Genomic DNA, 25916 nt, shown 5'->3' with positions numbered 1-25916 from the left:
CACATGGGTCGCAGTTTGAAAAAAGGTCCGTTTATTGATGGATACCTGCTTAAAAAAGTCGAGGTTCTTAACGAATCCGAGAAAAAAGTAGTTATTAAGACTTGGTCCCGTCGCTCGACTATTTTCCCACAATTCATTGGTCACACGTTTGCTGTCTATGATGGACGTAAACATGTACCTGTATATGTGACTGAGGATATGGTTGGACACAAGCTCGGAGAGTTCGCGCCGACTCGTACGTACAAAGGCCATGCTAACGATGACAAGAAAACGGGCAGACGTTAATTTGCCCTTTAACATTTTTCAATGAACGAGAGGAGGTTCCCACATGTCAGAAGCTAAAGCGCACGTAAGATTTGTACGTATCGCTCCTCGTAAAGCCCAGCTAGTTGCGGATTTGATTCGCGGCAAGAAAGTTGGCGAAGCGATTGCAATTTTGCGTCATACGCCTAAGTCTGCTTCCCCTATCTTGGAGAAGCTGCTCAACTCTGCAATTGCAAATGCTGAGCACAACTACCAGCTTGACGTAACTAAATTGGTTGTTTCGCAAGTATTTGCGAACCAAGGACCAACAATGAAACGTTTCCGTCCACGTGCAATGGGACGTGCAAGCCGGATTAATAAAAGAACCAGCCACATCACCTTGGTGGTATCTGAGAAATAAGGAGGGATAACGTGTGGGTCAAAAGGTAAATCCAGTCGGTCTTCGTGTCGGTGTCATCCGTGATTGGGAATCCAAATGGTACGCTGGCAACAAAGACTTTGGTACTCTTCTAATCGAAGACGTTAAAATTCGTGAATTTTTGAAGACTAAGCTGAAAGATGCAGCAGTTTCCCATATCGAAATCGAGCGCGCGGCTAACCGCGTTAACGTTACGATTCAAACCGCAAAACCAGGTATGGTTATTGGTAAAGGCGGTTCTGAAGTAGAAAACTTGCGTACAGCTATCGGCAAAATTTCCAATGGCAAAAAAGTTCATATCAATATCTCTGAAATTAAACAAGCCGATCTTGACGCTATCTTAGTAGCTGAAAGCATCGCACAACAACTTGAGCGTCGTGTATCTTTCCGCCGTGCATTGAAACAAGCGATTCAACGCTCGATGCGCGCTGGTGCTAAAGGGATTAAAACTGCTGTTAGCGGTCGTCTCGGTGGCGCGGAAATCGCACGTTCGGAAGGCTACAGCGAGGGAACAGTTCCACTTCATACACTTCGCGCTGATATTGACTACGGCACTGCTGAAGCTCATACAACTTACGGCCGCATTGGCGTAAAAGTATGGATTTACCGTGGCGAAGTCCTTCCGACGAAGAAGAAAGCTCCCCAGGAAGGAGGCAACTAATCATGTTGGTACCTAAACGTGTTAAACACCGTAAGCAACAACGCGGTAATATGAAAGGTCGCGCTAAAGGCGGCACTGAAGTAGTTTTCGGCGAATACGGCCTACAAGCGCTTGAGCCTTCATGGATTACGAACCGTCAAATCGAAGCGGCTCGTATTGCAATGACTCGTTACATTAAGCGTGGCGGTAAAGTCTGGATCAAGATCTTCCCAGATAAGCCAATTACTCAAAAGCCTCTAGAGGTTCGTATGGGTAGCGGTAAAGGTAACGTTGAGAAATGGGTAGCAGTTGTAAAACCAGGTAAGATCATGTTTGAACTTGCTGGTGTACCTGAGGATGTAGCTCGTGAAGCTATGCGTCTTGCAGCACACAAACTGCCTATTAAAACGAAGTTCGTGAAACGCGAAGAAGTGGGTGGTGAAGCAAATGAAGGCTAGTGAATTTCGTAACCAAACCTCTGCTGAGATTGAACAACAGATCGCTGGTTTCAAAGAAGAGCTGTTCAACCTTCGTTTCCAATTGGCTACTGGTCAATTAGACAACCCGACTCGGATTCGTGACGTACGTAAGGAAATAGCTCGCGCTAAAACCGTTTTGCGTGAAAGAGAACTCGGTATCAGCAGCTAATTAAATTCCTTACTTGAAAAAGTATGATCACGGATGAAGGAGAGGAGGAAGAACATGAGCGAACGCAATGCCCGCAAAGTTCAAATCGGCAAAGTCGTAAGCGACAAAATGGACAAAACAATCGTGGTGGCTGTAGAAACCTACAAAAAACATGATTTGTACCATAAACGCATTAAATATACGAAGAAATACAAAGCGCACGATGAAAACAACGAAGCGAAAATTGGCGACATCGTGAAAGTTATGGAGACTCGTCCATTGTCGAAAGACAAGCGTTTCAGACTGATCGAGATTGTTGAAGTTGCTGTTGTTCTTTAAAGAGCGTTATCTATACCCTAGCATTTTTTCCGAAAGGAGGACGTTGAAATGATTCAACCATTTTCGCGATTGAAAACTGCTGACAACTCTGGTGCTAAGGAACTTATGTGTATCCGTGTACTAGGTGGCACAGGACGCCGCGTAGGTCATATCGGCGATCTAATCGTTTGCTCAGTCAAACAAGCAACACCAGGCGGCGTTGTCAAAAAGGGTGACGTTGTTAAAGCGGTAATCGTTCGTACTAAACGTTCGGTTCGTCGTAAAGACGGTTCTTACATCGCATTTGATGAGAATGCAGCAGTAATTGTTAAAGAAGATAAGAGCCCGCGTGGCACACGTATCTTTGGACCAGTTGCTCGTGAACTACGTGATAGAGATTTCATGAAAATCGTATCGCTAGCGCCAGAAGTAATCTAATTGCTTGAACAGATAAAACCTGAAAGCTTAAGCGAGCAGGAGGTGTAACAAATGCCAAGGCTTAAAAAAGTATTGGAATCCCATAACAACAAGCTACATGTTAAAAAGGACGATACGGTTATCGTAATTACCGGTAAAGACAAAGGTAAGAAGGGCCGCATCATCGCAGCATACCCGCGTGAAAATCGCGTTCTTGTAGAGGGCGTAAACATGGTGAAGAAGCATACGCGTCCTTCCCAAACGAACCCGCAAGGCGGAATTATCGAGCAGGAAGCTCCAATTCATGTATCAAATGTAATGCATGCTGATCCGAAGAGCGGAAAAGTAACTCGCATTGGGTACAAAACGTTGGAAAACGGCAAAAAAGTTCGGATCGCAAAACGTTCCGGAGAAGTGATTGACTAATCGTTATGGTAGGAAAGGAGGTCCATGATCAATGACAGCAAGATTGAAAGGTCGGTTTCTTAATGAAATCACTCCTGCTCTCATGCAGAAGTTCACCTATACTTCGGTAATGCAAGTTCCGAAAATTGAGAAAGTTGTTATCAACATGGGTGTTGGCGAAGCAGTTTCCAACTCCAAAATTCTTGATGTAGCTGTTGAAGAGCTTCGTATTATCTCTGGTCAAAAGCCAGTTGTTACTCGCGCTAAGAAGTCCATCGCTGGATTTAAGCTTCGTGAAGACATGCCAATCGGGGTAAAGGTTACACTACGCGGTGAGCGTATGTATCACTTCCTTGATAAATTGTTCAACATCTCGCTTCCACGTGTACGTGACTTCCGCGGTGTATCAACTAAAGCATTCGACGGTCGCGGAAACTATACGCTCGGATTGAAAGAGCAATTGATCTTCCCAGAGATCGAGTATGATAAAGTTGATAAAGTTCGCGGTATGGACATCGTCATCGTCACGACGGCAAAAACGGACGAAGAATCTCGTGAATTGCTTACCCAAATGGGCATGCCGTTTGCGAAGTAATCCACTTGTAGGAGGTGTAATACCCAGTGGCAAAAACTTCGATGATAGTGAAGCAACAACGCACACCGAAATTTAAGGTGCGTGCGTACACGCGCTGTGAGCGTTGCGGCCGTCCGCACTCTGTTTTGCAAAAGTTTAAAGTTTGCCGGATTTGTTTCCGCGAGTTAGCACACGCAGGTCAGATTCCTGGCGTTAAAAAAGCAAGCTGGTAATCAAGCCTAGTTCGGGAAGGAGGTTCACATAAATGGTTATGTCTGATCCGATTGCAGATATGCTGACACGTATTCGTAATGCGAATGTCGTTCGTCACGAGACCGTGGAAATGCCCGCTTCGAAAGTGAAGAAGCAAATTGCTGAAATTTTGAAGCGCGAGGGTTTCATCCGCGACGCTGAATATATCGAAGATAGCAAACAAGGGATTATCCGTATTTTCTTGAAATATGGCCCTAGCCAAGAGCGTGTAATCACTGGTTTGAAGCGTATCTCCAAACCAGGCCTGCGCGTTTACACGCAATCAACTGAAATTCCGCGTGTACTTGGTGGACTAGGAATAGCAATTATTTCTACGTCTAAAGGTATCATGACAGACAAAGAAGCTCGTCAGGTTAAATCCGGCGGCGAAGTTGTCTGCTACGTATGGTAAGAAATAAGTCACAAAGACAGGAGGTGTAACAATGTCCCGTATTGGTCGTAAACCAATCCAAGTGCCTAACGGCGTTTCCATCAACTTGGAAAACACAATCATTACTGTAAAAGGACCTAAAGGCACGCTTTCCCGTGAGATTCACAAAGATATGGTAGTGAACGTAGCGGAAACAGAAATCGTAATTGAACGTCCTTCCGATAATAAATTGCATCGTTCCTTGCATGGAACAACTCGCAGTATCATCGCAAACATGGTTACTGGCGTAACTGATGGCTTCACAAGAAATTTGGAGCTAGTAGGCGTAGGTTACCGTGCAAGCAAATCCGGCGACAAAATCGTTCTAAACGTTGGTTACTCTCATCCGGTTGAAATTGCTCCTGAGAGCAATATCGAGTTTGAAGTTCCAGCTAACACGAAGATCACTGTTCGCGGTATTGATAAAGAGCGTGTAGGTGCAGTTGCTGCTCAAATTCGTTCCGTACGTGAACCTGAACCGTATAAAGGTAAAGGTATCAAGTATGAAGGCGAGCGCATCCTTCGTAAAGAAGGTAAAGCTGGTAAGAAAAAATAAGCAGCCAGAAGGCTCGCTTAAGATAGCGGTTTAAGGCATACGGAAAGGAGTGAACCTTGCATGATTACGAAAGGCGACAAAAACAAGGCTCGTCTGAAAAGACACCTTCGTGTTCGTAAAAAAATTAACGGCACAGCAGCACGTCCGCGTCTGTCTGTATTCCGTTCCTCCAAGCATATGTACGCACAATTGATCGACGATGTAGCAGGTGTAACATTAGTATCCGCGTCCACACAGGACAAAGAACTAGTTGAAGCAATCGGCAACGGCGGTAGCGTTGATGCTGCTGCGAAAGTCGGCGATTTGATCGCGAAACGCGCACAAGCACATGGCGTAACTGAGGTCGTATTCGACCGTGGCGGTTACTTGTATCACGGCAGAATTCAAGCGCTGGCAACAGCAGCTCGTGAAGCAGGCTTGAATTTCTAATAATCAATAAGGAGGTTAATCGACTTGCGTGTAGATCCTAATACGTTAGATTTGACTGAAAAAGTTGTTCATATCAATCGCGTAGCAAAAGTTGTAAAAGGCGGACGCCGTTTCAGCTTTAGCGCGCTAGTAGTTGTCGGAGACGGCAAAGGCTACGTAGGCGCAGGGATCGGTAAAGCGGGAGAAGTACCTGATGCTATTCGCAAAGGTATTGAAGACGCTAAGAAAAACCTGATCCTTGTTCCACTAGTTGGAACTACAATTCCGCATCTTGTGCTCGGACATTTCGGCGCAGGTGAAGTACTTCTGAAGCCAGCTTCTGAAGGTACTGGTGTTATCGCAGGCGGTCCAGTTCGTGCAGTTCTTGAACTGGCTGGCGTAGGCGACATTTTAACGAAATCTCTTGGATCTTCGAATTCCTTGAACATGGTAAACGCGACGCTAGAAGGTCTTTCCCGTCTTAAGCGTGCGGAAGATGTTGCCAAGCTTCGTGGAAAAACAGTCGAAGAGCTGTTGGGTTAAGGAGGCACATACGATGGCAAAATTGCAAATCACTCTCGTTCGCAGTTTGATTGGCCGCAACGAGAAACAACGTGCAACGGTTGAATCGCTCGGCCTTCGCAAAATTCGTCAATCTGTCGTTCTTAACGACAACCCGGCTATTCGCGGCATGGTTAACCATGTTAGCCACTTGGTCAAAGTTGAAGAAGTGTGATAAAAACGTCCTTCGAAGCAATTCGAGGATGAACGACCGCGTTTAATCGGTAGTTCTTATCGCCAATAAGAATGTATTGTTCCGATAACCTCGGAACTTACAATTTCTTATTTGGAAAAAATAGCGGGTTTTTACGAAATCTATAAGGAGGTGCACGAACGATGAAATTGCATGAGTTAGCACCAGCAGCAGGATCCTTTAGCGCTCCTAAGCGTAAAGGTCGCGGTATCGGTTCCGGTAACGGTAAAACAGCCGGCAGAGGTCATAAAGGTCAAAACGCTCGTTCCGGCGGCGGCGTTCGCCCTGGTTTCGAGGGTGGACAAAATCCTTTGTACCGTCGAGTTCCTAAGCGCGGCTTTAATAACCGTTTCCGTACCGAGTATGCGATTGTCAACATTGAAGATCTAAACAGCTTTGCAGCAGGTACAGAAGTTACACCAGCGGTTCTTCTTGAGCAAGGGATTGTAAAAAATCCATTGGCAGGAATTAAGATCTTGGGTAATGGTGAATTGAATGTAGGTATCACTGTAAAAGCTACTAAGTTCTCTCAATCTGCGGTAGAGAAAATCCAGGCTGCCGGCGGTAAAACCGAGGTGATCTAATTGTTCACAACCGTGTCCAACATATGGAAAGTAGCGGATCTGCGTTCGCGGATCTTGTTCACACTTTTCATCTTATTCATTTATCGTATCGGATCTTTTATTCCGGTACCAGGTGTTAACAAAGATGTATTCAAGAATGAAGATATGGCCGGATCAGACTTGTTCGGTTTGCTCAACACATTTTCTGGCGGAGCGCTCTTCCAGTTCTCCATTCTAGCAATCGGAATTACGCCTTACATTACAGCTTCCATCATTGTGCAGTTGTTGTCGATGGATGTAATTCCAAAGTTTGCAGAGTGGGCTAAAGAAGGCGAAAACGGTAAGAAAAAGTTAGCGCAAATTACACGTTACGGTACAGTTATTCTTGGTTTGGTGCAAGGTTTCGCTACAGCGATCGGGTTTAACCGCTCTTTCGGTCTTGAAATGATTCCAGGCGCTACCTTCGTTGATTACTTGCTAATTGCTATTATTTTGACTGCAGGTACTGCATTCTTGATGTGGCTTGGTGAGCAAATTACGGAGAGAGGTATCGGAAACGGTATTTCAGTTTTGATCTTCGCAGCGATCGTAGCAGGTCTTCCTGCTCAAATTCGTACGCTGTATAGTCATCTTTTTGTAGATGCTCAAGATGCTTTGTTCTTGAACATTGCAAAAGCAGTTCTAATTGTACTTGCGGTAATTGCGATCATCGTTGGAGTTATCTTTATCCAACAAGGTATTCGTAAAATTCCAGTACAGTACGCTAAGCGTGTTGTAGGACGCAAAATGTATGGTGGTCAATCAACTCACATTCCGATGAAGGTTAATGGCGCAGGGGTTATCCCGGTCATCTTCGCGGTTTCCCTGATTTTGTTCCCAATTACAATTGCGAACTTCTGGTCAACACAACCTTGGGCAAAATGGATTATCGACAATATGAACTATGACAAACCACTTGGTATGGTATTGTACGTATTGCTGATTATCGGTTTTACTTTCTTCTACACATTCGTGCAAATTAATCCGGTTCAAATGGCTGATCAGATGAAGAAAAATGGCGGGTACATTCCTGGCATTCGTCCGGGCAAACCAACATCATCTTACCTAACTCGCGTATTATCGCGTATTACGTTGACTGGTGCGGTTTTCTTGGCAGTAATCTCTGTTCTTCCAGTAGCATTCGGAACATTGGCTGGATTACCGCGCTCAGTACAGCTTGGTGGCACTTCGCTTCTCATCGTTATCGGTGTTGCGCTTGATACGATGAAACAGATTGAGAGCCAGTTGATCAAACGCCATTACAAAGGGTTTATCAATAAATAACTTTAGGTTCGAATGCGGGCTGCCGCGCCTAGCGCAATTCGAGAGGTGCGGAGCCCGAACGGGCCTATTGTGTTTAAAGTGAGGAACACGGTAATGAACATTTTATTCATGGGCCCTCCGGGAGCCGGCAAAGGAACACAAGCTGAGCGGATCGTAGAAGAATTCGGTATTCCGCACATTTCGACAGGCGACGCTTTCCGTCTTGCTATGAAGCAAGGCACGGCGCTTGGTTTGAAAGCTAAAGAATATGTAGATCAAGGTCTACTTGTTCCAGATGAAATAACAAATGGTATCGTGAAAGAGCGTCTTGCTCTTGACGATTGCCAAAAAGGGTTTTTGCTTGACGGATTCCCCCGCACATTGCAACAAGCTGAAGCGCTTGATGTTATGTTGTCGGAATTGGGTCGCAACATCGACCATGTTGTAGATTTAAAAATTGACCGCGGATTGTTGCTTGCCCGTTTAACTGGCAGACGCATCTGCAAAACTTGCGGTACAACTTACCATGTAATATTCAACCCATCTAAGGTCGAAGGTATCTGCGACAAAGACGGTGGGGAGCTGTATCAACGTTCTGATGATACAGAAGAGAAAGTTGGCACTCGTTTGGATGAGTATTCATCCAAAACTGCGCCGCTTCTTGATTATTACAGCAGTAAGGGTCTCCTGCGCGAAGTCGATGGCGAGAAGGATATCGATGTCGTTACATCCGATATTGTTTCCTGCTTGAAAGGTACATTGTAATGATTATATGCAAATCCGAAACGGAACTGCGATATATGAGGGAAGCCGGACGCATCGTTGCGGAAACGCATCGTCTAATGGCCGCTGCAGTTAAACCAGGTGTCACCACTGGTGAGCTTGATGCAATTGCAGAAAAGTACATTAGAAGCCAAGGCGCTTCACCATCCTTTAAGGGTTACAATGGATTTCCTTCCAGCATATGCGCTTCTGTAAATGACGAGCTGGTACACGGCTTCCCTGGATCTCGCAAGTTGAACGAAGGCGATATTATTAGTATTGATATCGGTGCGCAGTATGAAGGCTATCATGGTGATTCTGCTTGGACCTATGCGGTTGGAACAGTAACGCCTGAAGTTCAGAGACTGCTTGATGTAACGGAAGAATCGCTTTATGCGGGACTTGCGCTCATTAAACCAGATATCAGGCTCTATACGATATCGCACGCTATACAAAAGGTAATTGAAGCAGCAGGTTTCTCTGTTGTTCGGGAATACGTAGGGCACGGAATCGGCGCGGAACTTCATGAAGAGCCGCAAATACCGAACTATGGCATCCCGGATCGAGGGCCGCGGCTAAAGCCGGGTATGGTGCTTGCAATCGAGCCAATGGTCAATATCGGTGAACGATATGTTCGCACGCTCGAAGACGATTGGACAGTCGTAACACAAGACGGCACATGGTGCGCTCATTTTGAGCATACAGTTGCCGTAACGGAGGACGGCTTTGAAATATTGACCATTTTGCCGCAGCAGCCAAAGGTTTGATAATGGATGCGCGTCCCCAGATTGGTCAGTTCGTCAAAGTGCTTCGAGGGAAAGACGAAGAAAGCTTGGCAGTTGTTATTGCAATCATCGACGACAGATTCGTTATGATTGCTGACGGTGACAAGCGGAAATTCGATTTACCGAAGAAAAAGAACGTTCTGCATCTTAAGTTACAGCCTGTCGTTAGTCAAGAGGTAATAAACAGCTTGCTAGAAACAGGCAGGGTGACCAATACCAAGTTACGTTATGTGATTCAGAAGTTTGCGCATGCGAAAGGAGAATGACGGTTGGCTAAGGAAGACGTCATTGAGGTCGAAGGTACGGTCGTAGAACCGTTGCCAAATGCCATGTTCAAGGTGGAGCTGGAGAACGGTCATCAGATTCTCGCACATGTTTCCGGCAAACTCAGAATGCATTTTATCCGCATTTTGACGGGAGACAAAGTGGTAATACAGTTATCGCCTTATGATTTATCAAGAGGGCGCATCACCTATCGTAAGTAAGTCGCGTGCGGCTTACTACGAAAGATTCGGGAGGTAATCACAATGAAGGTTAGACCTTCGGTTAAGCCGATCTGCGAGAAATGCAAAGTCATTCGTCGCAAAGGCAACGTTATGGTGATTTGTGAAAATCCGAAACACAAACAAAAACAAGGATAGAAGGAGGAGAATATAGCCCATGGCACGTATAGCTGGTGTAGATATTCCGCGCGACAAGCGCGTTGAAATCGCCCTGACGTATATTTTCGGAATCGGCAAAGTAACTTCACAGAAAATAATTGCTGCATCTGAAGTTAATCCGGACACTCGTGTTCGCGATCTAACTGAAGATGAGCTGGCTCGTTTGCGCGAAGCCATCGACAAAAACGTTAAAGTGGAAGGCGACCTACGTCGTGAAATTTCACTTAACATTAAGCGTCTAACTGAGATCGGCTGCTACCGTGGTCTTCGTCACCGTCGCGGTCTTCCTGTTCGCGGTCAACGTACGAAAACAAATGCGCGTACACGCAAAGGTCCTCGTCGGACTGTAGCTAACAAGAAGAAATAAGAAGGGAGGATAATGGACAATGGCTAAACCAAAAAAAGTCGTTCGCACAAAACGTCGCGATCGGAAAAATATTGATACTGGCGTCGCTCACATTCGTTCGACGTTTAACAATACGATCGTTACTATTACAGACCCACACGGTAATGCAATTTCTTGGGCAAGCTCAGGTAACCTTGGATTTAAAGGTTCCCGTAAAAGCACGCCGTTCGCAGCTCAAATGGCTGCTGAATCCGCAGCAAAAGCGGCAATGGAGCATGGCATGAGAGTGGTTGAAGTAATGGTTAAAGGACCAGGCGCTGGCCGTGAAGCTGCGATTCGTTCGCTTCAAGCTGCTGGATTGGAAGTTAACCTCATTAAGGATGTAACCCCAGTTCCGCATAACGGATGCCGTCCGCCGAAACGTCGTCGCGTATAGTTGATTCCACGGTGGTATCAAATGACAACAACTTGTGAATAATGGTTGTGAAGGTTTGGCATACTACGAGGTTTGACATAATAAAACGACTAGGTAACGGAGCGACGTTTGAAGGAGGGTACTATTAGTGATTGAGATCGAAAAGCCGAAAATCGAAACCGTAGAACTGAACAATGAGGGAACCTACGGACGTTTCGTGGTCGAACCGCTGGAACGCGGATACGGCACGACGCTTGGAAATTCGCTTCGCCGAATTCTGTTGTCGTCTTTGCCTGGTGCAGCTGTAACGTCAGTGCAAATTGACGGGGTACTGCATGAGTTTTCAACGGTTCCAGGAGTGATTGAAGATGTAACGGAAATCATCCTGAACTTGAAAGGCCTCTCGTTAAAGATCCACTCCGACGAAGAGAAGGTGCTGGAGATCGACGCAGACGGCGAAGGCAACGTAACAGCGGGCGATATTCGAGCTGATAGCGATGTTGAGATTTTAAGCCCTGATCTTCACATTGCGACCTTGGCCTCCGGAGCGCGCCTCCATATGCGGATTTTTGCTAATCGGGGACGCGGTTACGTGCAAGCGGACCGGAACAAGAGCGACGATCAACCGATTGGTGTAATTCCTGTCGATTCGATCTACACGCCGATTACTCGCGTTAATTATAGCGTAGAAAACACTCGCGTCGGTCAAGTAACTAACTACGATAAGCTGACGCTTGAAGTTTGGACGGATGGCAGCATCCGCCCTGAAGAGGCTGTAAGCCTTGGCGCTAAAATTCTAACCGAGCACTTGGACTTGTTCGTTGGATTAACGGATGAAGCCAAAGACGCGGAGATCATGGTTGAGAAGGAAGAGGACAAAAAAGAGAAAGTTCTAGAGATGACTATCGAGGAACTTGATCTTTCCGTACGTTCATATAACTGCTTGAAACGCGCTGGCATCAACACGGTTCAAGAGCTAATCACGAAATCCGAAGAGGATATGATGAAGGTCCGTAACTTGGGCCGTAAATCCCTTGAGGAAGTTCAAGAGAAGCTTGAAGAACTTGGTCTTGGCCTACGCATGGAAGAGTAGTAAAACAGCAAGTTAAGACCGAGCAAGGGAGGGGAAAACAAAATGGCATATCAAAAATTGGGACGTGACGCTAGTGCACGGAAAGCATTGTTCCGTGACCTCGTTACTGATCTATTCCTGTATGAGCGTATCCAAACGACTGAAGCTAAAGCGAAAGAAGTTCGTTCAATCGCTGAAAAGTTGATCACTAAAGCTAAAAAAGGTGATCTTCATGCTCGTCGTCAAGTAGCAGCTTTTGTACGTCGTGAAACCGTTGATGGTGAAAAAGACGCAATCCAAAAGCTATTCTCCGAGCTAGCTCCTCGTTATGCGGAGCGTGCTGGTGGCTACACGCGTATCCTTAAGCTAGGACCTCGTCGCGGCGATGCTGCGCCTATGGTTTACCTAGAACTAGTTGACCGCGTTTAGTATCACAATAGAAGAAAAAGATAAGGTTCACCTTATCTTTTCTTGTGTTATGAGAAAGGGTGGACCCTTGCGGCCACCTTTTTTTATTTTGAAGAACGCTTAGAGGAATGGTAGAGGGTGATGAGATGCGTAACATCTGCGTGAAAGTAAGCTATGATGGTTCTGAATTTAATGGCTTTCAATCACAGCCGTTTGGGAGAACCGTTCAAGATGAGCTTGAAAAGGCGATACATCGATTGAGCGGTGAGACGATATCAATTATCGGATCGGGGCGGACGGATGCCGGCGTGCATGCGTTAGGACAGGTGTTTAATTTTCATACGAATTCGTCGATTCCAACGGAACGTTTTGCAATTGCACTGAACACAAGACTTCCAAAAGACATTGTCATACTGGAAGCTTGGGATGTGCCGCTTGAGTTCCATTCTAGACGTTCTGCAAAACGTAAAACTTATCGTTATACGATCGATACGGGGAGATTTCCGAATGTATTCGGAAGGGCCTATCGATTCCATCATCCAACTAAGCTAGATCTGGATGCGATGGAGGAAGGACTTTCATATTTGGTAGGCACTCATGATTTCACTTCTTATACGTCCATACATTCGACGAAGCCACATCATATCCGGACGATCTACGAGGCTTACTTCATACGGGAGGACCAAGCGGTTCATATGATCGTGACGGGGAACGGATTCCTGTATAACATGGTACGCGTCATTATGGGGACATTGCTATGGGTAGGCCAAGGCAAGCTGAAGCCGGAAGACATGAAACGTATTTTGGAAGGGAAATCAAGATCACTTGCTGGTCCAACTGCCGTAGCACATGGGTTAATGCTTGTAGATGTAGAATATAACGATTAGCAATAAATAAAATGGGCCATCCAAGAGTCGTGAAATCGACTAAAGGAGGGCCCATTTATTATTTTAGTGTAAAATTTCCTGAAGATGTACGAACTTTTAGTTTAGTGTCACCTGTTCCAAAAGCTCCTCTAAAGTCGTCGCGATCTTTATCGTTATCCTCGTAAACAAATGCATCTTTTTTAATTTTCCCAATTCCTGAACCAGCATTAAAGTCAATCGCTAATGACGTCGGATCATTACGTAGAGCAACGGATACATTTCCACTAGTTGATTTTAGATCTGCATCGTATAAGAGATCATCACTTTCAATTGTAATGTTACCTGATGTTGATTGGGCTACTATTTCAGAGGTACCTTCAATCGCTTTAATATTGCCGCTAACGGAATGTAGATCAAGTTGTGTTGCTTTGTATTCTTCGATTGTGATGTTACCACTAGATGATTTAAGCTCGAGCTCATCTCCAGTTGCTTGTAACAACTTTATATTACCGCTGGAAGTTCTAAGACTCAAATCGTGACCATCGATTTTTTCGGCTTTGATGTTTCCGGAGCTTGTTTTAAGTGAAAGTTTTGCTGATAACAATTGATCGACAGTTATATTACCACTGCTGCTATTTATAGTTACTTCTTCCCATTGCTTAGGTGGAAGCTCGATTGTTAGCTTGACAGTAGACCAGGTGAACCAGTTCCATCCATCACCAGATTTTGTTCGTATATGCAAAGTATCTCCATCTCTTTGACCTTCCAGCTTATAGTCATCAAACAAGTTTTTACTGACGGAACCCTCCATACGTACGACAGCTTGAGATGAGTTTCCTTGTAATACAGTAATGTTAATACTACTATCTTCTACGGATAGGTGTTTGATATCATCAAGATCATATTTTTCTTCCATTGAAAGGTCATTCGTAAATGATTTAAACACTTTTTTCAACAGTGATTCCCCCTCAAAGTTAATCATATTAAATAATGCGACTACCCCTATAACGATTAGTAAAATACCTAAAGTTTTTTTCCCCTTCACTGCATTCACTCCTTGTTAAAATGTGTTTATCGTTTAATGATGAATATGGCATAGATAGCAATACACAGTAACTACAATCTCTTTCTAAATTGTACCAATGATATTGTAGTAATAAAACATCCTACTGATGGAGTATCCACTAGGTCTGAGGACTGATGAGCATCTAGACTTGAGAATACTAAGTATTTAAAAAGAGAACCATCTCTTATAGAAGCGCCAGTTCTCATGTTTACGTCGTTATTTCAAAGCAATATCACCGGAATTCGACTGCAAACTTAGTTTGATATGTCCATCGCCGAAAGCACCCTTGAGCTCCTTGGAGCCTGCAGAACCCTCTTCATAAATGAAACCATCTTTACCTATGTGAGTATCTCCCGATCCAGTAATCATCTTGACTGCCAGGGAAGAGGGTTTATTTTTTAATTGAATGTAAATATCACCGTCATCGGTTTCTACTTCCGTATCTTGTAGAAGATCATCTGTTTTGATCGTAATGTCACCTTTACCTACTACCCCATGAATCTGACTGATGCCATCAATGAATGCTACATCGCCACGATCTACATCGAAATCTATTTGATCTACTTTAAATTCTTTGAAGTAAACATCTCCATCGACTTTAAGATCGACATTTTTGCCAGTAAGTTTGTAAAAATGAAGATCTCCACTATTAACATTAGCGGTTAACGAAGTTAATGCCGTAAATTGATCCGTGTTAATATCTCCATAATCGGATTGAAGGTTTACATCATTAAATACAAGTTGATCTATTTTAATGTCACCATTTTCGGTAGCAACGGTAAGTATGTTCCAATCCTTCTCAGGAAGTTCTACAGTCATTCTCACATTATTCCAGTCGAAACCGAAGAAACTTTTATCTTTTCCCTTTAAATTAATCTCTAATGTATCCCCCTTAGGATTTACGGTCAGATTCAGGTTTGAAGTTATGGATTTAGAAGCAAGGCCTTGTACAGTAATGACAGCTTCTGATTGATTACCGTGTACGACTTGGACATCAAGGATATCTGATTTAATGTTAACATTAGATATTTTGCTAATATCAGCCGTTTGCTGATCATTGATCTCGGATGTGAAGAAGGATTTCATACCATCAAGAGGAGAATTTCCATCGTTAAAGTAAACATACACTAAACCGATTATTCCTATAATTACGAGGAGGGTTCCTAGTTTTGATCGCTTTTTCATTGTATCTTTCTCTCCTATCGTTTTGTTGGCTCCCGCATCTTTGGATGCCTTGGACGCTCATAGTATGACTTCATATTACCAACGATTGGAATAGGGTGGAACAGACTGATGATGTATCGAATACCCCGACTTAGGTCTAGGGTATAAAAAGTAGTTTGTTGCTTGCATAACGCTTAACGTAGTAAACAAGCACTGATTCTAATAAAGATCGTTTAAATTCGTGGTACGAAATATAACTAGATTATCGATAGTTCACCAGTTGCATAAATTTGGTGGAATCATTATTTTTTTAGTATTCAACGGGAAATGCACTGATTGAGAAGCCTAAGTAGTAGCGATAATAAACTTCTGTAATTAAGAGGAAAAAATAACTACCTGAAAATGAATAAGAATATGAAAAATGACTTGCATCTAGGCACTATATATAGTAGTATATAACTTGTGCTTTCTTAGTGGCTCTCCCACAGCCCCGACTAAGAATGGCCGCCAAAAGTAAGGCTTTATAATGAATAACAAACCAACGTTTACGTTGTTATAAAAACGATTAATGTATGAAATTAAGGAGGATCATCCATGCGTACCACCTATATGGCTAAGCCAAATGAAGTTGAGCGTAAATGGTTCGTCATTGATGCGGAAGGCAAAACGCTCGGTCGTCTGGCTAGCGAAGCTGCAAGCCTGATCCGTGGCAAACACAAACCGCAATTTACGCCTCACGTTGATACTGGCGATTTCGTTGTTGTAATCAACGCTGAGAAAATTGTTTTGACAGGTAAGAAGATGTCAGACAAAATGTACTACCGTCACTCCATGTACACAGGTGGTTTGAAAGTTACACCTGCACATGAAATGATCAAAAACAAACCAGAGCGTGTAATCGAACTGGCTGTGCATGGCATGTTGCCTAAGAACCGTCTTGGCAACCAAATGAAGCTTAAACTTAAAGTATACGCAGGTGCGGAACATCCACATCAAGCACAAAACCCTGAAGTCTACGAGCTTCGCGGGTAATAAAGAGGAGGACACGTTTCATGGCTCAAGTGCAATACTATGGAACCGGTCGTCGTAAACACTCTGTTGCACGTGTACGTCTTGTGCCGGGTGAAGGACGAATTGTTGTTAATAAACGCGATTTGAATGAATATTTCGGTTTGGAAACACTCAAGCTGATTGTAAAACAACCGCTTGTGTTGACTGACACATTGTCGAAATACGATGTGCTAGTTATCGCTAACGGTGGTGGAATGTCTGGACAAGCTGGAGCAATCCGTCACGGTATTTCCCGTGCATTGCTTAAAGCAGATCCTGAATTACGCCCAGCTTTGAAGCGTGCAGGATTCCTAACGCGTGACCCACGTATGAAAGAGCGTAAAAAATACGGTCTTAAAGCGGCACGTCGCGCTCCACAGTTCTCGAAACGTTAATATTCTTTTACAAAAGAGTCTTTGGCCTTTATTGGTCAAGGACTCTTTTTTGTTTATGGAGTCTTTTAGTATTTGGACTCTTTTTTTGTTTTTGGAATAAAGTACTACAAAATGTAAACTTATTATTGAACTACGTTAATGAAAGGTTTATAATCGATAATACAGACTACTTTACTTGGAATTAAAAACGGAGGTCGCGTCTCATGAATTTATTTGAAAAAGAAGCGCTTATTGCGCAGAAGGCTGTTGAGCTTGAGCATGCCACACCAGAGGAAATTATTCGTTTCGCTGTAGAGACATTCCCTAACATCACCTTCGCATGCAGCTTTGGGGCAGAAGATGTTGTTCTGGTTGATATGCTACAGAAAGTCAGCCCTACAACTGATATTTTTTACCTCGACACTGATTTTCATTTTAAAGAGACTTACGAAACACGTGATCGTATGATCGAACGTTACCCAGGCATTCCATTTGTTGAAGTGAAACCGGAAATTACACCTGAGGAACAGGTTACACAGTTTGGCGAGGAATTGTGGAAGACAGATGCCAATAAATGTTGTGATATTCGCAAGGTAAGACCACTAACTCATATTTTGACTAAGTATGAGGCTTGGATTACAGGTATTCGTCGTGATCAAGCACCGACACGTGCTAACGCGAAAAAAATCGAATATGATCTCAAGTTTGGACTAGTGAAGTTTAATCCAATTGCCAATTGGACAACTGAAGATGTTTGGAACTACATCCGTGAGAATGATGTTATATATAATCCGTTGCATGACCAGCATTACCCAAGTATTGGTTGTGAATATTGCACACGCAAAGTAATGCCAGGTGAGGACCCGCGTGCAGGTCGTTGGTCAGGTCAAGAGAAAACAGAATGTGGACTTCATAAATAAGAATTGCTCAAATTTAAGCTTGTGCATACGAAGTCAGTTTTTCTTACGAAAAACTTATGTTTATGCTTACGAAGTCAATTTTACTAACGTAAAATTTTGAGGAGGCTTTCAACGAAAATGAGTCAAATTTCACCACATGGCGGTGTACTGGTTAACCGGATCGCCGAAGGCGCAGAACGTGAATCACTTCTTAATGAAGCAAAGTTATTATCTTCAATTACGATTAATACGTGGACTATTTCTGATCTAGATTTGATAGGGGTAGGTGCTTTTTCCCCGCTTACAGGTTTTTTGAATGAAGAAGATTATAAATCTGTTATCGAGAAGACAAGACTTGCGAACGGTCTTGTCTGGAGTATTCCGATTACACTTGCTGTTGATGTAGATAAAGCGGCCGAGCTTAAAGTTGGCGAGCGTTCCGCATTGATCGGTGAAGATGGTATAACGTATGGCATTATTGCGATTGAGAGCATTTATAACGTAGATCAAAAGCTAGAAGCGATAAATGTGTTTAAAACGGATGATTTGGAGCATCCAGGTGTGCAAAAGCTACTTGAGCGCTCTTCTATATATGTTGGTGGTGCAATAACAGTATTAAATCGTCCGCAACCTGTGAAGTTTCAAGAGTTTTATTTCGACCCAGCGGAAACCCGTCGTTTATTTGCGGAGAAGGGTTGGAAAACGGTTGTTGGATTCCAAACACGTAATCCCGTTCATCGGGCACATGAGTACATTCAGAAGACAGCTATGGAAATCGTAGATGCGTTATTTTTGAATCCGCTTGTGGGTGAAACAAAATCCGATGATGTACCAGCTAATGTTCGAATGAAAAGTTATTTAGCTCTTCTTGATAATTATTATCCGGCCGATCGTGTATTTCTTGGAGTGTTCCCAGCAGCAATGCGTTACGCAGGGCCACGTGAAGCAATATTCCATGCTATCGTTCGGAAAAATTATGGTTGTACCCATTTTATCGTAGGCCGTGACCATGCGGGTGTAGGTGACTACTACGGAACTTATGAGGCGCAAGACTTGCTCAAGTCGATACCAGCAGAAGATCTTGGCATTACACCACTATATTTTGAACATAGTTTTTTCTGTACGACTTGTGGCAACATGGCGACTTCCAAAACATGTCCGCATGACAAAACGTCTCATCTGACATTGTCAGGAACTAAAGTTCGTGCTCTATTGCGTGACGGGGTATGCCCGCCACCAGAGTTTTCACGTCCAGAAGTTGCAAAAATATTGATAGAAGGTATGTCCGAGCAGCCTGTTGGATAAGGAAGCCGCGCAGATCAATTAATAAGAACATAATTGACCATCTCGTCCCATATATATGAATGTGCGCATAAGGCTTATCCTACGGGATAGTCTTTCATGACGCTTATTCATTTCATGGAGGACGAGGTGGTTTTTTGATGCGCCGAATAAGACGGCATTTCGTAATTTGGATGACATACAAGGGAGCAGTTCGTATTGGAATCGCTGTTCTTGTCGTTGTACTAACAGCCATTATGCTACGGCAGAACATACCATCGGCTAGTACGTGGACCTATTGGACATTGCCGCTTTCGGGTAAGACAATAGCCATTGATGCAGGGCACGGAGGCGCGGATGGTGGGGCAGTCAGCAAGCAAGGAGCCATTGAAAAGGATTTGAACTTGGCTATCGCTCTATACTTGCGTGATTATTTGCAGCAAGCTGGAGCAGTTGTCATTATGACGAGAGAAGGAGATTATGATCTTGCGACAGGCGATGCACATGCTTATAGTAAACGGAAGACAGAAGATTTAAAGCGTAGGGCGGCGCTTATTAACGAAAATAATCCGGCGACGGTTATTAGTATACATATGAACAGCATTCCGCAGCAAAAATGGTCGGGGGCACAGACGTTTTATCAACCTGGAAACCACCCAGACAATCGTGTATTAGCAGCATTCATTCAGGATGAGATCAAGCGCAATTTAGAAAATACGACTAGAATAGCAGCGGTTGTAAACGGCGTGTATTTGATGAAGGCCATCAAAGATATACCGACCGCACTAGTTGAGGTTGGTTTTCTATCTAATCCTGGCGAGGCTGAACGACTAGTTGATGCAGAGTATCAACGTAAAGTGGCAGCGTCTATTTACCAAGGTGTGCTTCGATATCATTCAGGTGAAAAGTTGAGTGGGAATGCTAATCAAGAGTTGGAATTACAAAATGGCAATTAGCGATTTAGCTGTAATTGAGGCAGAATAGAGACTCATAGTAGACGGACATCCTGTGTTATACTAGAGACATAGTTTTCTTAATACATAAAGGTGGGACACATATTATGTTGACACGAGAACAAGCACTAGAAGCCATCGAAGCTTTGATGGCTAAGAAATATTCCGCGGAAGGCATCAGCTTCCGCGATGTCATGGTTCGGAACCGTCAAGTTTCGTTGACGGTTCTAGGAGCGAGCGCGGCTGCGCAGCCCGCGCTTGAGGCCTCGCTTCGCGAGGCACTTGCGCCCCTCGGCGCCGAAACCGTGCATTGCCGGTTTCGGGACGAGGGAGCGCAAGCTGTAGCGGGCGGCGCTGCGCAAGCGCCCGCAGCAAAAGCGGCGCCGGCGGGAAGTAGCGCCGGCGAAGGAGCTGCCAGCCCCGTACAAGGGCACGGGGCTGATCTCGCTAGTCCGCTGCTTTCGGCTAGCAGCGGAACAACATTTATCGCCGTCGCGAGCGGTAAGGGCGGCGTCGGCAAGTCAACGGTGACCGTCAATCTTGCGGTCGCCTTAGCCCGCAGGGGCAAACGCGTCGGCATCATTGATGCCGACATCTACGGATTCAGCGTTCCTGACATGATGGGAATTGAGGAACGCCCAGAAGTTGTGAACGATCGAGTCATTCCGATCGAGCGTTATGGTGTAAAAGTGATTTCGATGGGCTTTTTTGTAGAAGACAATAGCCCGATCGTTTGGCGTGGTCCGATGCTAGGTAAGATGTTGCGTAACTTCTTCCAAGAAATCGAATGGGGAGAGCTTGATTATATGCTCCTCGATCTACCACCGGGTACGGGCGATATTGCGCTGGATGTTCACCAGATCATCCCGCAAAGCAAAGAAATCATTGTCACAACACCACATGCGACCGCTGCATTTGTTGCAGCACGTGCTGGTGCTATGGCAATTAAGACTGATCACGAAATTATTGGTGTTGTAGAAAATATGTCCTACTTCGAGTCAAAGCTGACAGGTGAAAAGGAATATGTATTCGGACGTGGAGGCGGAGCAAGGCTAGCAGAGACACTTCATAGTGATTTGCTTGCGCAAATACCACTCGGTGCTCCTGACAATCATCCATCTGAAGCAGATTTCTCACCATCCGTCTATAAAGCGGAATCCGAGACGGGTAAGCTCTACTTAGAACTTGCAGATAACGTTCTAAGACGCGTGTAGCAAATAAGATGTAATTCATTCAAATTTTAATATAATTATTATCATCACTTGCTGTTTAAATAAAAGCCCGATCCTGACATCCAAAGCGTTAGCAACGCGTCTAGATGTGGGATCGGGCTATTTTTATAACTAGTGTCAACCGTTGTTATTCGCTATCTGAAGATTGTTCTTCCTGTTGCCCTTTTTGTTCCTCTTCTTGTCCTTTTTGCTCTCCCCCAGATCCGCCTTCTTTCTTTTTCTCATCTGGTTTTGGTTGAAGTTCTTCTTGTACTGCTTTTTTCAACAAATCGAGCACTTCAAGTCGGAAGAGGGGGTTTTGCATTGATTCCTGCATAATAGCCATAACTTCTTTGCGATATTGAGGACTCTTTAATGAATCCATGATGACCTTCTCCATTTCGGGAGCCTTCATCGTTTTTACCAATTCAGCTTGATAAGCCGGATCTTTCATAAGTTCCTTATGGATATCCTTGTTTTGTTTGTTAACGGATTTAGCAAATTCCCCAGCAAATCGCGTATCAGTCATTAATTTTTTGATTACTTTATCATAGTCTGGGGCACTGATTACATCTTTTACAGCCAATCGAACTTCTTCTTGATCTTGAACGGAAAGAAGTTTAGACGGTTGAGCGGAATAACCAGAAAGCTTTTCTGCTGATTGCTGAAGTGCCTTCTGAGCATCTTCCGTTTTCAAAATGTCAATAACCATCGTTTTCATGTCCTTGTAGTTCATTTGTTGATTACTACCAGATGACTCGCCGCCTCCACAACTGGTCAACAAAAGTGCAAAAGCCATTAGAGACGACCACATAATCCAGCGAATGCGCATATGTCGCTTGCTCCCTTCTATGTTAAAGCTCGGTATGATAATGGGGATGCACGTAATCCGGCATGCCTATGGCCAACGTCATTCGACGGTATAGCACATGATCGTTTTTAATATGCGCATTGTTCACTGTTTTATCATGGACAAGCATTAGCTTTTTGTTGTGATCGTGGTAAAATAAAGGGAAAACCTGCGGGAAAAAGCACAATTGGGAGGATATATCACGTGAGTTTACGGAATTGGTTCTTTTTATTTTGGAGCACCATGGGTATTGGGGCTGTAGTTTGTATCATCAGCGGTTTTATTATACTGTCAACGAATAGTAACGTTAGTTTCTTTGGTTTTGACAATAATGGGATCAATCTGATTATGATGGTTACTGCTGGTTTAATGATAGGTGCGTTTAGTCAAATGGGCTTTTTTGCTTATCTGACTCTGAGTTATATTGCACTTAGCGTGTTCCGCAAAAAGTATTTGTGGAATGCTTTGCAAGCCTATACAACAATATTTGCAGTATTTGGTCTAGGGTATGTGCTCTACGAAAATCGTACAAACAACTGGTTCTTCTGGGTATTACCGCTAATATTGCTTGTTGCATCATTGCTTGTAGCTAGATTAAAAGTGAAGCAGACGAATAAAAGTGCTTTTGTTCCAACTATGTTTGTACTGTTCTTCGTTACGTTTATCGAAGCGTGGCCAGCCATTCAAGGTGAAACAGACATACCCGCAATTGCTTTTATGATGATCCCGTTGTTTATCTGTAATGCATACCAAAATATGATGATGCACCGTCTTGTGAAAAAAGAAAAGACCGCACCAGCAGAAGCTCCTGCTAAGACGGCCGTATAACTTTATTTTTCTGAAGCACTGATTTGCTTCGTTGAAGATACTTTGTCTTGAACAGCATTGCCTTCAGCATCGGTTTGTGAAATTAACTGAGAAACGTTAACGAAATCATAACCGTCACCGCGGAGCTGATCAATAATAGCAGGTAACGCAATATGTGTTTGAGTAACCGAGTCGCTTGCGTGCATGAGAATAATATCGCCTGGATGTGTTCGTGTTACGACACGGTTAACGATTTTTTCGGTACCGATATTCATCCAATCTAGCGAGTCCGTATCCCATTGAATGACTGTGTATTTAAGTTCTTCGGCGATGCGGAGTACACGTTTATCGAAATCACCATTAGGAAGACGGATCAAGCTCGGCTTTTTACCAGTTAAATCAGTTAAAATGGTGTTTGCAGTAGTAATCTGTTTTCTAATTTCTTCTTCGGTAAGTTTGCTGTAGAAATCATGTTTGTGACCGTGGCTTCCAATTTCGTAGCCCGCATCTTGAATTTTTTTGACCAGCTCAGGATGTGACTGGCTCCAAGGAGAGGATAGGAAGAAGGTCGCTTGCGTGATTTTTTTTTCTTTCAACACTTCCAAAATCGGCTCCGCACGTTTATCACCCCAGCTTATGTCGAAAGTTAGCGCAACAACTTTCTTATCTGTAGGAACACTGTATATAGCTGCGGGTTGTTGTGGTGCGAAGACAGTGATGTTATCGCGTTCGGCATATATGATGCCAATAGAAAAGACGAGAGCGATAGCGATAAAAAAGTACCTTTTAATTTTCTTTCCGTTCATTACATAAAATACGTTCATTGGGAAGTATGCTCCTCTCATTCGCTTCGCCTCTAATCAAGGGCGTCAGCATTTTACACTAGTAGTACAATCTATGCTCGTACATAAAAGTTATTCATTCTAATTTCATAACAAGCAGTAATGGATGAGAGTGATGATTAATTATGCATATCTATTATGGGAGGCTGTTTAATGTTTAAGTTAAGTGCAATCGTTCTACATTTGAAGCAAATGCGTTCGTATATCATATTTTCGTTCATGGTCTTTTTTGCTGGTATTATCATTGGCGGCACCAATTCGGAGTTTCATGCCTTCTTGGAGGGACAACTAGCAGGATTAGGACAACTGAAGGGAATGGTTGATCAAAGTGCGAATCCTACATTAACAATGATGATCGTTATCTTTTTGAATAATGCCATTAAATCAATACTTATTATGTACTTGGGAGCTTTTTTTGGGTTGTTACCGCTCCTGTTTCTAGCTGTAAATGGCATGATCATTGGTTATTTGCTTCAAAGGATATCTGAAACACCTGGATCACATACCGTTTTGGAAGTTATCTTTAAAGGATTATTGCCACACGGTATTATTGAAATTCCGGCTATTATCATTGCTTGCGCATACGGAATGAAATTCGGAACGTTAATACTAAGAGCAACAGGTAATCTTTTATTTGTAAGATCAAAGCTTGGAGCTACTGGTAAAGACATTGGAGACTTCGTCACTAGAACAGTACCAATGATCGTTATTTTGACGGTTTCGTTGCTTGTTGCTTCTATAATTGAAAGTACATTTACAGTTTGGTTGCTTTCCTTGTAATATTATTTCCAATATTTGAGCATAACAGTAAGGCGGTGTCCAACGCATTTGCGAGAGGAGCCGCTTTTTTTGTTCGTCTCAGGACGGTCTATACGCGCTATACATCCCAAAGGAGGCCGCTATTCGTTATGCTTGGAATACTATTCAACGATAAGGAATGTAAGGAACTCGATTATGTACTACGTAAAGAGTTAGATGAAATGCTGCTAGATCTAAGTGATTCTAGATTAGATGGAGATATTAAAGGGGCGATAACAAGAAGGTACAAGATCATATTTAGGATGTATGCCCGTATAGCTTCGCCTAAAGAGCTTTCTCGTTACGCGCTAAATGTCCGTTCACACCGCTCGTAACATGCTTTTTCATGTTGATATAACGTTTTTTAAAATAAATGAAAAAAAGGGGTTGCATTTAATTGGACCCCTATGTTATATTAGATCTCGCCGCTTTTAGTAAGTGTCGACAACGAAATGAGACAAACGAAAGAAAATGTCGAATCTCGAAAAAAAAGACTTGCAATCAGCTAGGCACCTGTGATATATTATAAAAGTCGCCGCTGAAACAAAGCGCCGACAAACAAGAAACAAACAAGAAGTGATTGTTCTTTGAAAACTGAACAACGAGCGAAACTGCCTCATTGATCCTAACGGATAAATGAAAAAGCAATATGTTTCAATCTTTATCGAAGTAACTCAGCGATGAGCGACCGCGATTAGAGGTTGATTGAAACGCCGATTGGAAATCTTGATTTCCAATGCGGTATAAGTAATGAGCAAGTCAAACACCAATTTGGAGAGTTTGATCCTGGCTCAGGACGAACGCTGGCGGCGTGCCTAATACATGCAAGTCGAGCGGGCTTGATGAAGTGCTTGCACTTCTGATAGTTAGCGGCGGACGGGTGAGTAACACGTAGGTAACCTGCCTATAAGACTGGGATAACATTCGGAAACGAATGCTAATACCGGATACACGATTTGGTCGCATGGCCGAATCGGGAAAGACGGAGCAATCTGTCACTTATAGATGGACCTGCGGCGCATTAGCTAGTTGGTGAGGTAACGGCTCACCAAGGCGACGATGCGTAGCCGACCTGAGAGGGTGATCGGCCACACTGGGACTGAGACACGGCCCAGACTCCTACGGGAGGCAGCAGTAGGGAATCTTCCGCAATGGACGAAAGTCTGACGGAGCAACGCCGCGTGAGTGATGAAGGTTTTCGGATCGTAAAGCTCTGTTGCCAGGGAAGAACGCTTGGGAGAGTAACTGCTCTCAAGGTGACGGTACCTGAGAAGAAAGCCCCGGCTAACTACGTGCCAGCAGCCGCGGTAATACGTAGGGGGCAAGCGTTGTCCGGAATTATTGGGCGTAAAGCGCGCGCAGGCGGTTAATTAAGTC

Annotated in this window: 40 protein-coding genes and 1 rRNA gene; 37 read left to right on the top strand and 4 right to left on the bottom strand. The window is 43.8% G+C overall.

The window, feature by feature from the left end; genetic code table 11:
* Positions 1–3: 3 nt before the first annotated feature.
* The 27 genes from rpsS (at position 4) to truA (ending at position 13265) form a co-directional block, all read left to right on the top strand.
* On the top strand, positions 4–285 hold the full coding sequence (gene rpsS / locus I6N90_RS23645; protein ID WP_197938300.1) for a 30S ribosomal protein S19: 282 nt from the start codon (positions 4–6) through the stop codon (positions 283–285).
* Positions 286–328: 43 nt separating this feature from the next.
* A complete protein-coding gene (gene rplV, locus I6N90_RS23640; protein ID WP_197938298.1) occupies positions 329–664 on the top strand; it encodes a 50S ribosomal protein L22 in 336 nt (111 codons plus the stop codon).
* Between the two features lie 13 nt (positions 665–677).
* Positions 678–1343 carry a 30S ribosomal protein S3 gene (gene rpsC / locus I6N90_RS23635; RefSeq protein WP_197938296.1) on the top strand — a complete coding sequence of 222 codons (666 nt, stop codon included), beginning with the start codon at positions 678–680 and terminating at the stop codon, positions 1341–1343.
* Between the two features lie 2 nt (positions 1344–1345).
* A complete protein-coding gene (gene rplP / locus I6N90_RS23630; protein WP_197938293.1) occupies positions 1346–1780 on the top strand; it encodes a 50S ribosomal protein L16 in 435 nt (144 codons plus the stop codon).
* The gene (gene rpmC, locus I6N90_RS23625; protein ID WP_197938291.1) at positions 1770–1970 is read left to right on the top strand and encodes a 50S ribosomal protein L29; all 201 of its coding nucleotides are present in this window, start codon (positions 1770–1772) and stop codon (positions 1968–1970) included. Before rplP ends, rpmC begins: the two co-directional genes overlap by 11 nt.
* A gap of 54 nt (positions 1971–2024) precedes the next feature.
* Positions 2025–2288, top strand: a complete 264-nt coding sequence (gene rpsQ, locus I6N90_RS23620) for a 30S ribosomal protein S17 (protein WP_197938289.1) — start codon at positions 2025–2027, stop codon at positions 2286–2288.
* Positions 2289–2336: 48 nt separating this feature from the next.
* Positions 2337–2705 (top strand): 50S ribosomal protein L14, encoded by a 369-nt coding sequence (gene rplN / locus I6N90_RS23615; protein WP_197938287.1) that lies wholly within the window; start codon positions 2337–2339, stop codon positions 2703–2705.
* A 51-nt stretch (positions 2706–2756) separates the two neighbouring features.
* Positions 2757–3110: a 50S ribosomal protein L24 gene (gene rplX, locus I6N90_RS23610; RefSeq protein WP_197938286.1), complete on the top strand. Its 354-nt coding sequence runs from the start codon at positions 2757–2759 to the stop codon at positions 3108–3110.
* Positions 3111–3141: 31 nt separating this feature from the next.
* Positions 3142–3684 carry a 50S ribosomal protein L5 gene (gene rplE / locus I6N90_RS23605; RefSeq protein WP_197938285.1) on the top strand — a complete coding sequence of 181 codons (543 nt, stop codon included), beginning with the start codon at positions 3142–3144 and terminating at the stop codon, positions 3682–3684.
* A 26-nt stretch (positions 3685–3710) separates the two neighbouring features.
* Positions 3711–3896: a type Z 30S ribosomal protein S14 gene (locus tag I6N90_RS23600; RefSeq protein ID WP_197938284.1), complete on the top strand. Its 186-nt coding sequence runs from the start codon at positions 3711–3713 to the stop codon at positions 3894–3896.
* 32 nt (positions 3897–3928) lie between these two features.
* Positions 3929–4327, top strand: a complete 399-nt coding sequence (gene rpsH / locus I6N90_RS23595) for a 30S ribosomal protein S8 (protein WP_197938283.1) — start codon at positions 3929–3931, stop codon at positions 4325–4327.
* A gap of 31 nt (positions 4328–4358) precedes the next feature.
* A complete protein-coding gene (rplF, locus tag I6N90_RS23590; protein WP_197938282.1) occupies positions 4359–4901 on the top strand; it encodes a 50S ribosomal protein L6 in 543 nt (180 codons plus the stop codon).
* A 60-nt stretch (positions 4902–4961) separates the two neighbouring features.
* Positions 4962–5330 (top strand): 50S ribosomal protein L18, encoded by a 369-nt coding sequence (gene rplR, locus I6N90_RS23585; protein ID WP_197938281.1) that lies wholly within the window; start codon positions 4962–4964, stop codon positions 5328–5330.
* A 24-nt stretch (positions 5331–5354) separates the two neighbouring features.
* Positions 5355–5852 carry a 30S ribosomal protein S5 gene (gene rpsE / locus I6N90_RS23580; RefSeq protein WP_232243296.1) on the top strand — a complete coding sequence of 166 codons (498 nt, stop codon included), beginning with the start codon at positions 5355–5357 and terminating at the stop codon, positions 5850–5852.
* A 13-nt stretch (positions 5853–5865) separates the two neighbouring features.
* Positions 5866–6045 carry a 50S ribosomal protein L30 gene (gene rpmD, locus I6N90_RS23575; RefSeq protein ID WP_116050228.1) on the top strand — a complete coding sequence of 60 codons (180 nt, stop codon included), beginning with the start codon at positions 5866–5868 and terminating at the stop codon, positions 6043–6045.
* 161 nt (positions 6046–6206) lie between these two features.
* Positions 6207–6647: a 50S ribosomal protein L15 gene (gene rplO, locus I6N90_RS23570; protein ID WP_197938278.1), complete on the top strand. Its 441-nt coding sequence runs from the start codon at positions 6207–6209 to the stop codon at positions 6645–6647.
* Complete coding sequence (gene secY, locus I6N90_RS23565; protein ID WP_197938276.1) at positions 6648–7949, top strand: preprotein translocase subunit SecY; 1302 nt, start codon at positions 6648–6650, stop codon at positions 7947–7949.
* 93 nt (positions 7950–8042) lie between these two features.
* Positions 8043–8693 carry an adenylate kinase gene (locus tag I6N90_RS23560; RefSeq protein ID WP_197938274.1) on the top strand — a complete coding sequence of 217 codons (651 nt, stop codon included), beginning with the start codon at positions 8043–8045 and terminating at the stop codon, positions 8691–8693.
* Positions 8693–9457, top strand: coding sequence for a type I methionyl aminopeptidase (gene map / locus I6N90_RS23555; RefSeq protein ID WP_197938273.1), 765 nt, complete (start codon positions 8693–8695; stop codon positions 9455–9457). Before I6N90_RS23560 ends, map begins: the two co-directional genes overlap by 1 nt.
* Positions 9458–9459: 2 nt before the next feature.
* Positions 9460–9741: a KOW domain-containing RNA-binding protein gene (locus I6N90_RS23550; protein ID WP_197938271.1), complete on the top strand. Its 282-nt coding sequence runs from the start codon at positions 9460–9462 to the stop codon at positions 9739–9741.
* 3 nt (positions 9742–9744) lie between these two features.
* On the top strand, positions 9745–9960 hold the full coding sequence (infA, locus tag I6N90_RS23545) for a translation initiation factor IF-1 (protein WP_006037922.1): 216 nt from the start codon (positions 9745–9747) through the stop codon (positions 9958–9960).
* 42 nt (positions 9961–10002) lie between these two features.
* Positions 10003–10116: a 50S ribosomal protein L36 gene (gene rpmJ, locus I6N90_RS23540; protein ID WP_003333770.1), complete on the top strand. Its 114-nt coding sequence runs from the start codon at positions 10003–10005 to the stop codon at positions 10114–10116.
* Between the two features lie 19 nt (positions 10117–10135).
* Complete coding sequence (gene rpsM / locus I6N90_RS23535) at positions 10136–10504, top strand: 30S ribosomal protein S13 (RefSeq protein WP_197938269.1); 369 nt, start codon at positions 10136–10138, stop codon at positions 10502–10504.
* A 19-nt stretch (positions 10505–10523) separates the two neighbouring features.
* On the top strand, positions 10524–10919 hold the full coding sequence (gene rpsK, locus I6N90_RS23530) for a 30S ribosomal protein S11 (RefSeq protein WP_197938267.1): 396 nt from the start codon (positions 10524–10526) through the stop codon (positions 10917–10919).
* Positions 10920–11046: 127 nt separating this feature from the next.
* The gene (locus tag I6N90_RS23525) at positions 11047–11991 is read left to right on the top strand and encodes a DNA-directed RNA polymerase subunit alpha (protein ID WP_197938265.1); all 945 of its coding nucleotides are present in this window, start codon (positions 11047–11049) and stop codon (positions 11989–11991) included.
* A gap of 42 nt (positions 11992–12033) precedes the next feature.
* The gene (gene rplQ, locus I6N90_RS23520) at positions 12034–12399 is read left to right on the top strand and encodes a 50S ribosomal protein L17 (RefSeq protein WP_197938263.1); all 366 of its coding nucleotides are present in this window, start codon (positions 12034–12036) and stop codon (positions 12397–12399) included.
* A gap of 125 nt (positions 12400–12524) precedes the next feature.
* The gene (gene truA / locus I6N90_RS23515; protein ID WP_197938389.1) at positions 12525–13265 is read left to right on the top strand and encodes a tRNA pseudouridine(38-40) synthase TruA; all 741 of its coding nucleotides are present in this window, start codon (positions 12525–12527) and stop codon (positions 13263–13265) included.
* Between the two features lie 58 nt (positions 13266–13323).
* Here truA and I6N90_RS23510 read toward each other — a convergent pair whose 3' ends face one another.
* Complete coding sequence (locus I6N90_RS23510) at positions 13324–14289, bottom strand: DUF4097 family beta strand repeat-containing protein (protein WP_197938261.1); 966 nt, start codon at positions 14287–14289, stop codon at positions 13324–13326.
* Between the two features lie 237 nt (positions 14290–14526).
* Positions 14527–15495 (bottom strand): DUF4097 family beta strand repeat-containing protein, encoded by a 969-nt coding sequence (locus I6N90_RS23505; RefSeq protein ID WP_197938260.1) that lies wholly within the window; start codon positions 15493–15495, stop codon positions 14527–14529.
* A gap of 573 nt (positions 15496–16068) precedes the next feature.
* On the opposite strand from I6N90_RS23505, the gene rplM reads away from it, so the two are divergent.
* The 6 genes from rplM (at position 16069) to I6N90_RS23475 (ending at position 21245) form a co-directional block, all read left to right on the top strand.
* On the top strand, positions 16069–16506 hold the full coding sequence (gene rplM / locus I6N90_RS23500; protein WP_197938259.1) for a 50S ribosomal protein L13: 438 nt from the start codon (positions 16069–16071) through the stop codon (positions 16504–16506).
* A gap of 20 nt (positions 16507–16526) precedes the next feature.
* Positions 16527–16919, top strand: a complete 393-nt coding sequence (rpsI, locus tag I6N90_RS23495; protein ID WP_197938258.1) for a 30S ribosomal protein S9 — start codon at positions 16527–16529, stop codon at positions 16917–16919.
* A 203-nt stretch (positions 16920–17122) separates the two neighbouring features.
* On the top strand, positions 17123–17818 hold the full coding sequence (locus tag I6N90_RS23490; protein WP_197938257.1) for a phosphoadenylyl-sulfate reductase: 696 nt from the start codon (positions 17123–17125) through the stop codon (positions 17816–17818).
* Positions 17819–17935: 117 nt separating this feature from the next.
* Positions 17936–19102, top strand: coding sequence for a sulfate adenylyltransferase (sat, locus tag I6N90_RS23485; protein ID WP_197938256.1), 1167 nt, complete (start codon positions 17936–17938; stop codon positions 19100–19102).
* A gap of 137 nt (positions 19103–19239) precedes the next feature.
* Positions 19240–20034 carry an N-acetylmuramoyl-L-alanine amidase CwlD gene (gene cwlD, locus I6N90_RS23480; RefSeq protein WP_197938255.1) on the top strand — a complete coding sequence of 265 codons (795 nt, stop codon included), beginning with the start codon at positions 19240–19242 and terminating at the stop codon, positions 20032–20034.
* 104 nt (positions 20035–20138) lie between these two features.
* A complete protein-coding gene (locus tag I6N90_RS23475; protein ID WP_197938253.1) occupies positions 20139–21245 on the top strand; it encodes an Mrp/NBP35 family ATP-binding protein in 1107 nt (368 codons plus the stop codon).
* Between the two features lie 145 nt (positions 21246–21390).
* On the opposite strand, the gene gerD is transcribed toward I6N90_RS23475, so the two are convergent.
* Complete coding sequence (gerD, locus tag I6N90_RS23470) at positions 21391–22074, bottom strand: spore germination lipoprotein GerD (RefSeq protein WP_197938251.1); 684 nt, start codon at positions 22072–22074, stop codon at positions 21391–21393.
* 222 nt (positions 22075–22296) lie between these two features.
* On the opposite strand from gerD, the gene I6N90_RS23465 reads away from it, so the two are divergent.
* Positions 22297–22920, top strand: coding sequence for a KinB-signaling pathway activation protein (locus I6N90_RS23465; protein WP_332262510.1), 624 nt, complete (start codon positions 22297–22299; stop codon positions 22918–22920).
* Between the two features lie 2 nt (positions 22921–22922).
* On the opposite strand, the gene pdaB is transcribed toward I6N90_RS23465, so the two are convergent.
* A complete protein-coding gene (pdaB, locus tag I6N90_RS23460) occupies positions 22923–23723 on the bottom strand; it encodes a polysaccharide deacetylase family sporulation protein PdaB (RefSeq protein WP_197938249.1) in 801 nt (266 codons plus the stop codon).
* Positions 23724–23894: 171 nt separating this feature from the next.
* Here pdaB and I6N90_RS23455 point away from each other — a divergent pair, with 171 nt between their 5' ends.
* The 3 genes from I6N90_RS23455 to I6N90_RS23445 form a co-directional block, all read left to right on the top strand.
* On the top strand, positions 23895–24521 hold the full coding sequence (locus I6N90_RS23455; protein WP_197938247.1) for a stage II sporulation protein M: 627 nt from the start codon (positions 23895–23897) through the stop codon (positions 24519–24521).
* Between the two features lie 128 nt (positions 24522–24649).
* Complete coding sequence (locus I6N90_RS23450; protein ID WP_197938245.1) at positions 24650–24874, top strand: hypothetical protein; 225 nt, start codon at positions 24650–24652, stop codon at positions 24872–24874.
* Positions 24875–25307: 433 nt separating this feature from the next.
* Positions 25308–25916 (top strand): 16S ribosomal RNA (locus tag I6N90_RS23445); the annotation flags it as partial.

The sequence above is a fragment of the Paenibacillus sp. GSMTC-2017 genome (assembly GCF_016019935.1).
GTDB lineage: Bacteria > Bacillota > Bacilli > Paenibacillales > Paenibacillaceae > Pristimantibacillus.
Note: the sequence above shows the minus strand (reverse complement) of the source record. Positions and strands in the feature narration are given on the sequence as shown.

What these genes read in the sequence shown, in the direction of transcription:
- sat (WP_197938256.1), top strand. Translation starts at nt 17,936, where the DNA reads ATGAGTCAAATTTCACCACATGGCGGTGTACTGGTTAACCGGATCGCC.
- truA (WP_197938389.1), top strand. Translation starts at nt 12,525, where the DNA reads ATGCGTAACATCTGCGTGAAAGTAAGCTATGATGGTTCTGAATTTAAT.
- cwlD (WP_197938255.1), top strand. Translation starts at nt 19,240, where the DNA reads ATGCGCCGAATAAGACGGCATTTCGTAATTTGGATGACATACAAGGGA.
- rpsI (WP_197938258.1), top strand. Translation starts at nt 16,527, where the DNA reads ATGGCTCAAGTGCAATACTATGGAACCGGTCGTCGTAAACACTCTGTT.
- rplE (WP_197938285.1), top strand. Translation starts at nt 3,142, where the DNA reads ATGACAGCAAGATTGAAAGGTCGGTTTCTTAATGAAATCACTCCTGCT.
- rplR (WP_197938281.1), top strand. Translation starts at nt 4,962, where the DNA reads ATGATTACGAAAGGCGACAAAAACAAGGCTCGTCTGAAAAGACACCTT.
- rpsQ (WP_197938289.1), top strand. Translation starts at nt 2,025, where the DNA reads ATGAGCGAACGCAATGCCCGCAAAGTTCAAATCGGCAAAGTCGTAAGC.
- I6N90_RS23560 (WP_197938274.1), top strand. Translation starts at nt 8,043, where the DNA reads ATGAACATTTTATTCATGGGCCCTCCGGGAGCCGGCAAAGGAACACAA.
- rpsH (WP_197938283.1), top strand. Translation starts at nt 3,929, where the DNA reads ATGGTTATGTCTGATCCGATTGCAGATATGCTGACACGTATTCGTAAT.
- rplF (WP_197938282.1), top strand. Translation starts at nt 4,359, where the DNA reads ATGTCCCGTATTGGTCGTAAACCAATCCAAGTGCCTAACGGCGTTTCC.
- I6N90_RS23450 (WP_197938245.1), top strand. Translation starts at nt 24,650, where the DNA reads ATGCTTGGAATACTATTCAACGATAAGGAATGTAAGGAACTCGATTAT.
- rplN (WP_197938287.1), top strand. Translation starts at nt 2,337, where the DNA reads ATGATTCAACCATTTTCGCGATTGAAAACTGCTGACAACTCTGGTGCT.
- rplX (WP_197938286.1), top strand. Translation starts at nt 2,757, where the DNA reads ATGCCAAGGCTTAAAAAAGTATTGGAATCCCATAACAACAAGCTACAT.
- rpsS (WP_197938300.1), top strand. Translation starts at nt 4, where the DNA reads ATGGGTCGCAGTTTGAAAAAAGGTCCGTTTATTGATGGATACCTGCTT.
- rplQ (WP_197938263.1), top strand. Translation starts at nt 12,034, where the DNA reads ATGGCATATCAAAAATTGGGACGTGACGCTAGTGCACGGAAAGCATTG.
- I6N90_RS23490 (WP_197938257.1), top strand. Translation starts at nt 17,123, where the DNA reads ATGAATTTATTTGAAAAAGAAGCGCTTATTGCGCAGAAGGCTGTTGAG.
- rplV (WP_197938298.1), top strand. Translation starts at nt 329, where the DNA reads ATGTCAGAAGCTAAAGCGCACGTAAGATTTGTACGTATCGCTCCTCGT.
- map (WP_197938273.1), top strand. Translation starts at nt 8,693, where the DNA reads ATGATTATATGCAAATCCGAAACGGAACTGCGATATATGAGGGAAGCC.
- rplO (WP_197938278.1), top strand. Translation starts at nt 6,207, where the DNA reads ATGAAATTGCATGAGTTAGCACCAGCAGCAGGATCCTTTAGCGCTCCT.
- rplP (WP_197938293.1), top strand. Translation starts at nt 1,346, where the DNA reads ATGTTGGTACCTAAACGTGTTAAACACCGTAAGCAACAACGCGGTAAT.
- rpmC (WP_197938291.1), top strand. Translation starts at nt 1,770, where the DNA reads ATGAAGGCTAGTGAATTTCGTAACCAAACCTCTGCTGAGATTGAACAA.
- I6N90_RS23475 (WP_197938253.1), top strand. Translation starts at nt 20,139, where the DNA reads ATGTTGACACGAGAACAAGCACTAGAAGCCATCGAAGCTTTGATGGCT.
- I6N90_RS23505 (WP_197938260.1), bottom strand. Translation starts at nt 15,495, where the DNA reads ATGAAAAAGCGATCAAAACTAGGAACCCTCCTCGTAATTATAGGAATA.
- I6N90_RS23550 (WP_197938271.1), top strand. Translation starts at nt 9,460, where the DNA reads ATGGATGCGCGTCCCCAGATTGGTCAGTTCGTCAAAGTGCTTCGAGGG.
- I6N90_RS23455 (WP_197938247.1), top strand. Translation starts at nt 23,895, where the DNA reads ATGTTTAAGTTAAGTGCAATCGTTCTACATTTGAAGCAAATGCGTTCG.
- gerD (WP_197938251.1), bottom strand. Translation starts at nt 22,074, where the DNA reads ATGCGCATTCGCTGGATTATGTGGTCGTCTCTAATGGCTTTTGCACTT.
- rpmJ (WP_003333770.1), top strand. Translation starts at nt 10,003, where the DNA reads ATGAAGGTTAGACCTTCGGTTAAGCCGATCTGCGAGAAATGCAAAGTC.
- rpsM (WP_197938269.1), top strand. Translation starts at nt 10,136, where the DNA reads ATGGCACGTATAGCTGGTGTAGATATTCCGCGCGACAAGCGCGTTGAA.
- rplM (WP_197938259.1), top strand. Translation starts at nt 16,069, where the DNA reads ATGCGTACCACCTATATGGCTAAGCCAAATGAAGTTGAGCGTAAATGG.
- rpmD (WP_116050228.1), top strand. Translation starts at nt 5,866, where the DNA reads ATGGCAAAATTGCAAATCACTCTCGTTCGCAGTTTGATTGGCCGCAAC.
- pdaB (WP_197938249.1), bottom strand. Translation starts at nt 23,723, where the DNA reads ATGAACGTATTTTATGTAATGAACGGAAAGAAAATTAAAAGGTACTTT.
- rpsK (WP_197938267.1), top strand. Translation starts at nt 10,524, where the DNA reads ATGGCTAAACCAAAAAAAGTCGTTCGCACAAAACGTCGCGATCGGAAA.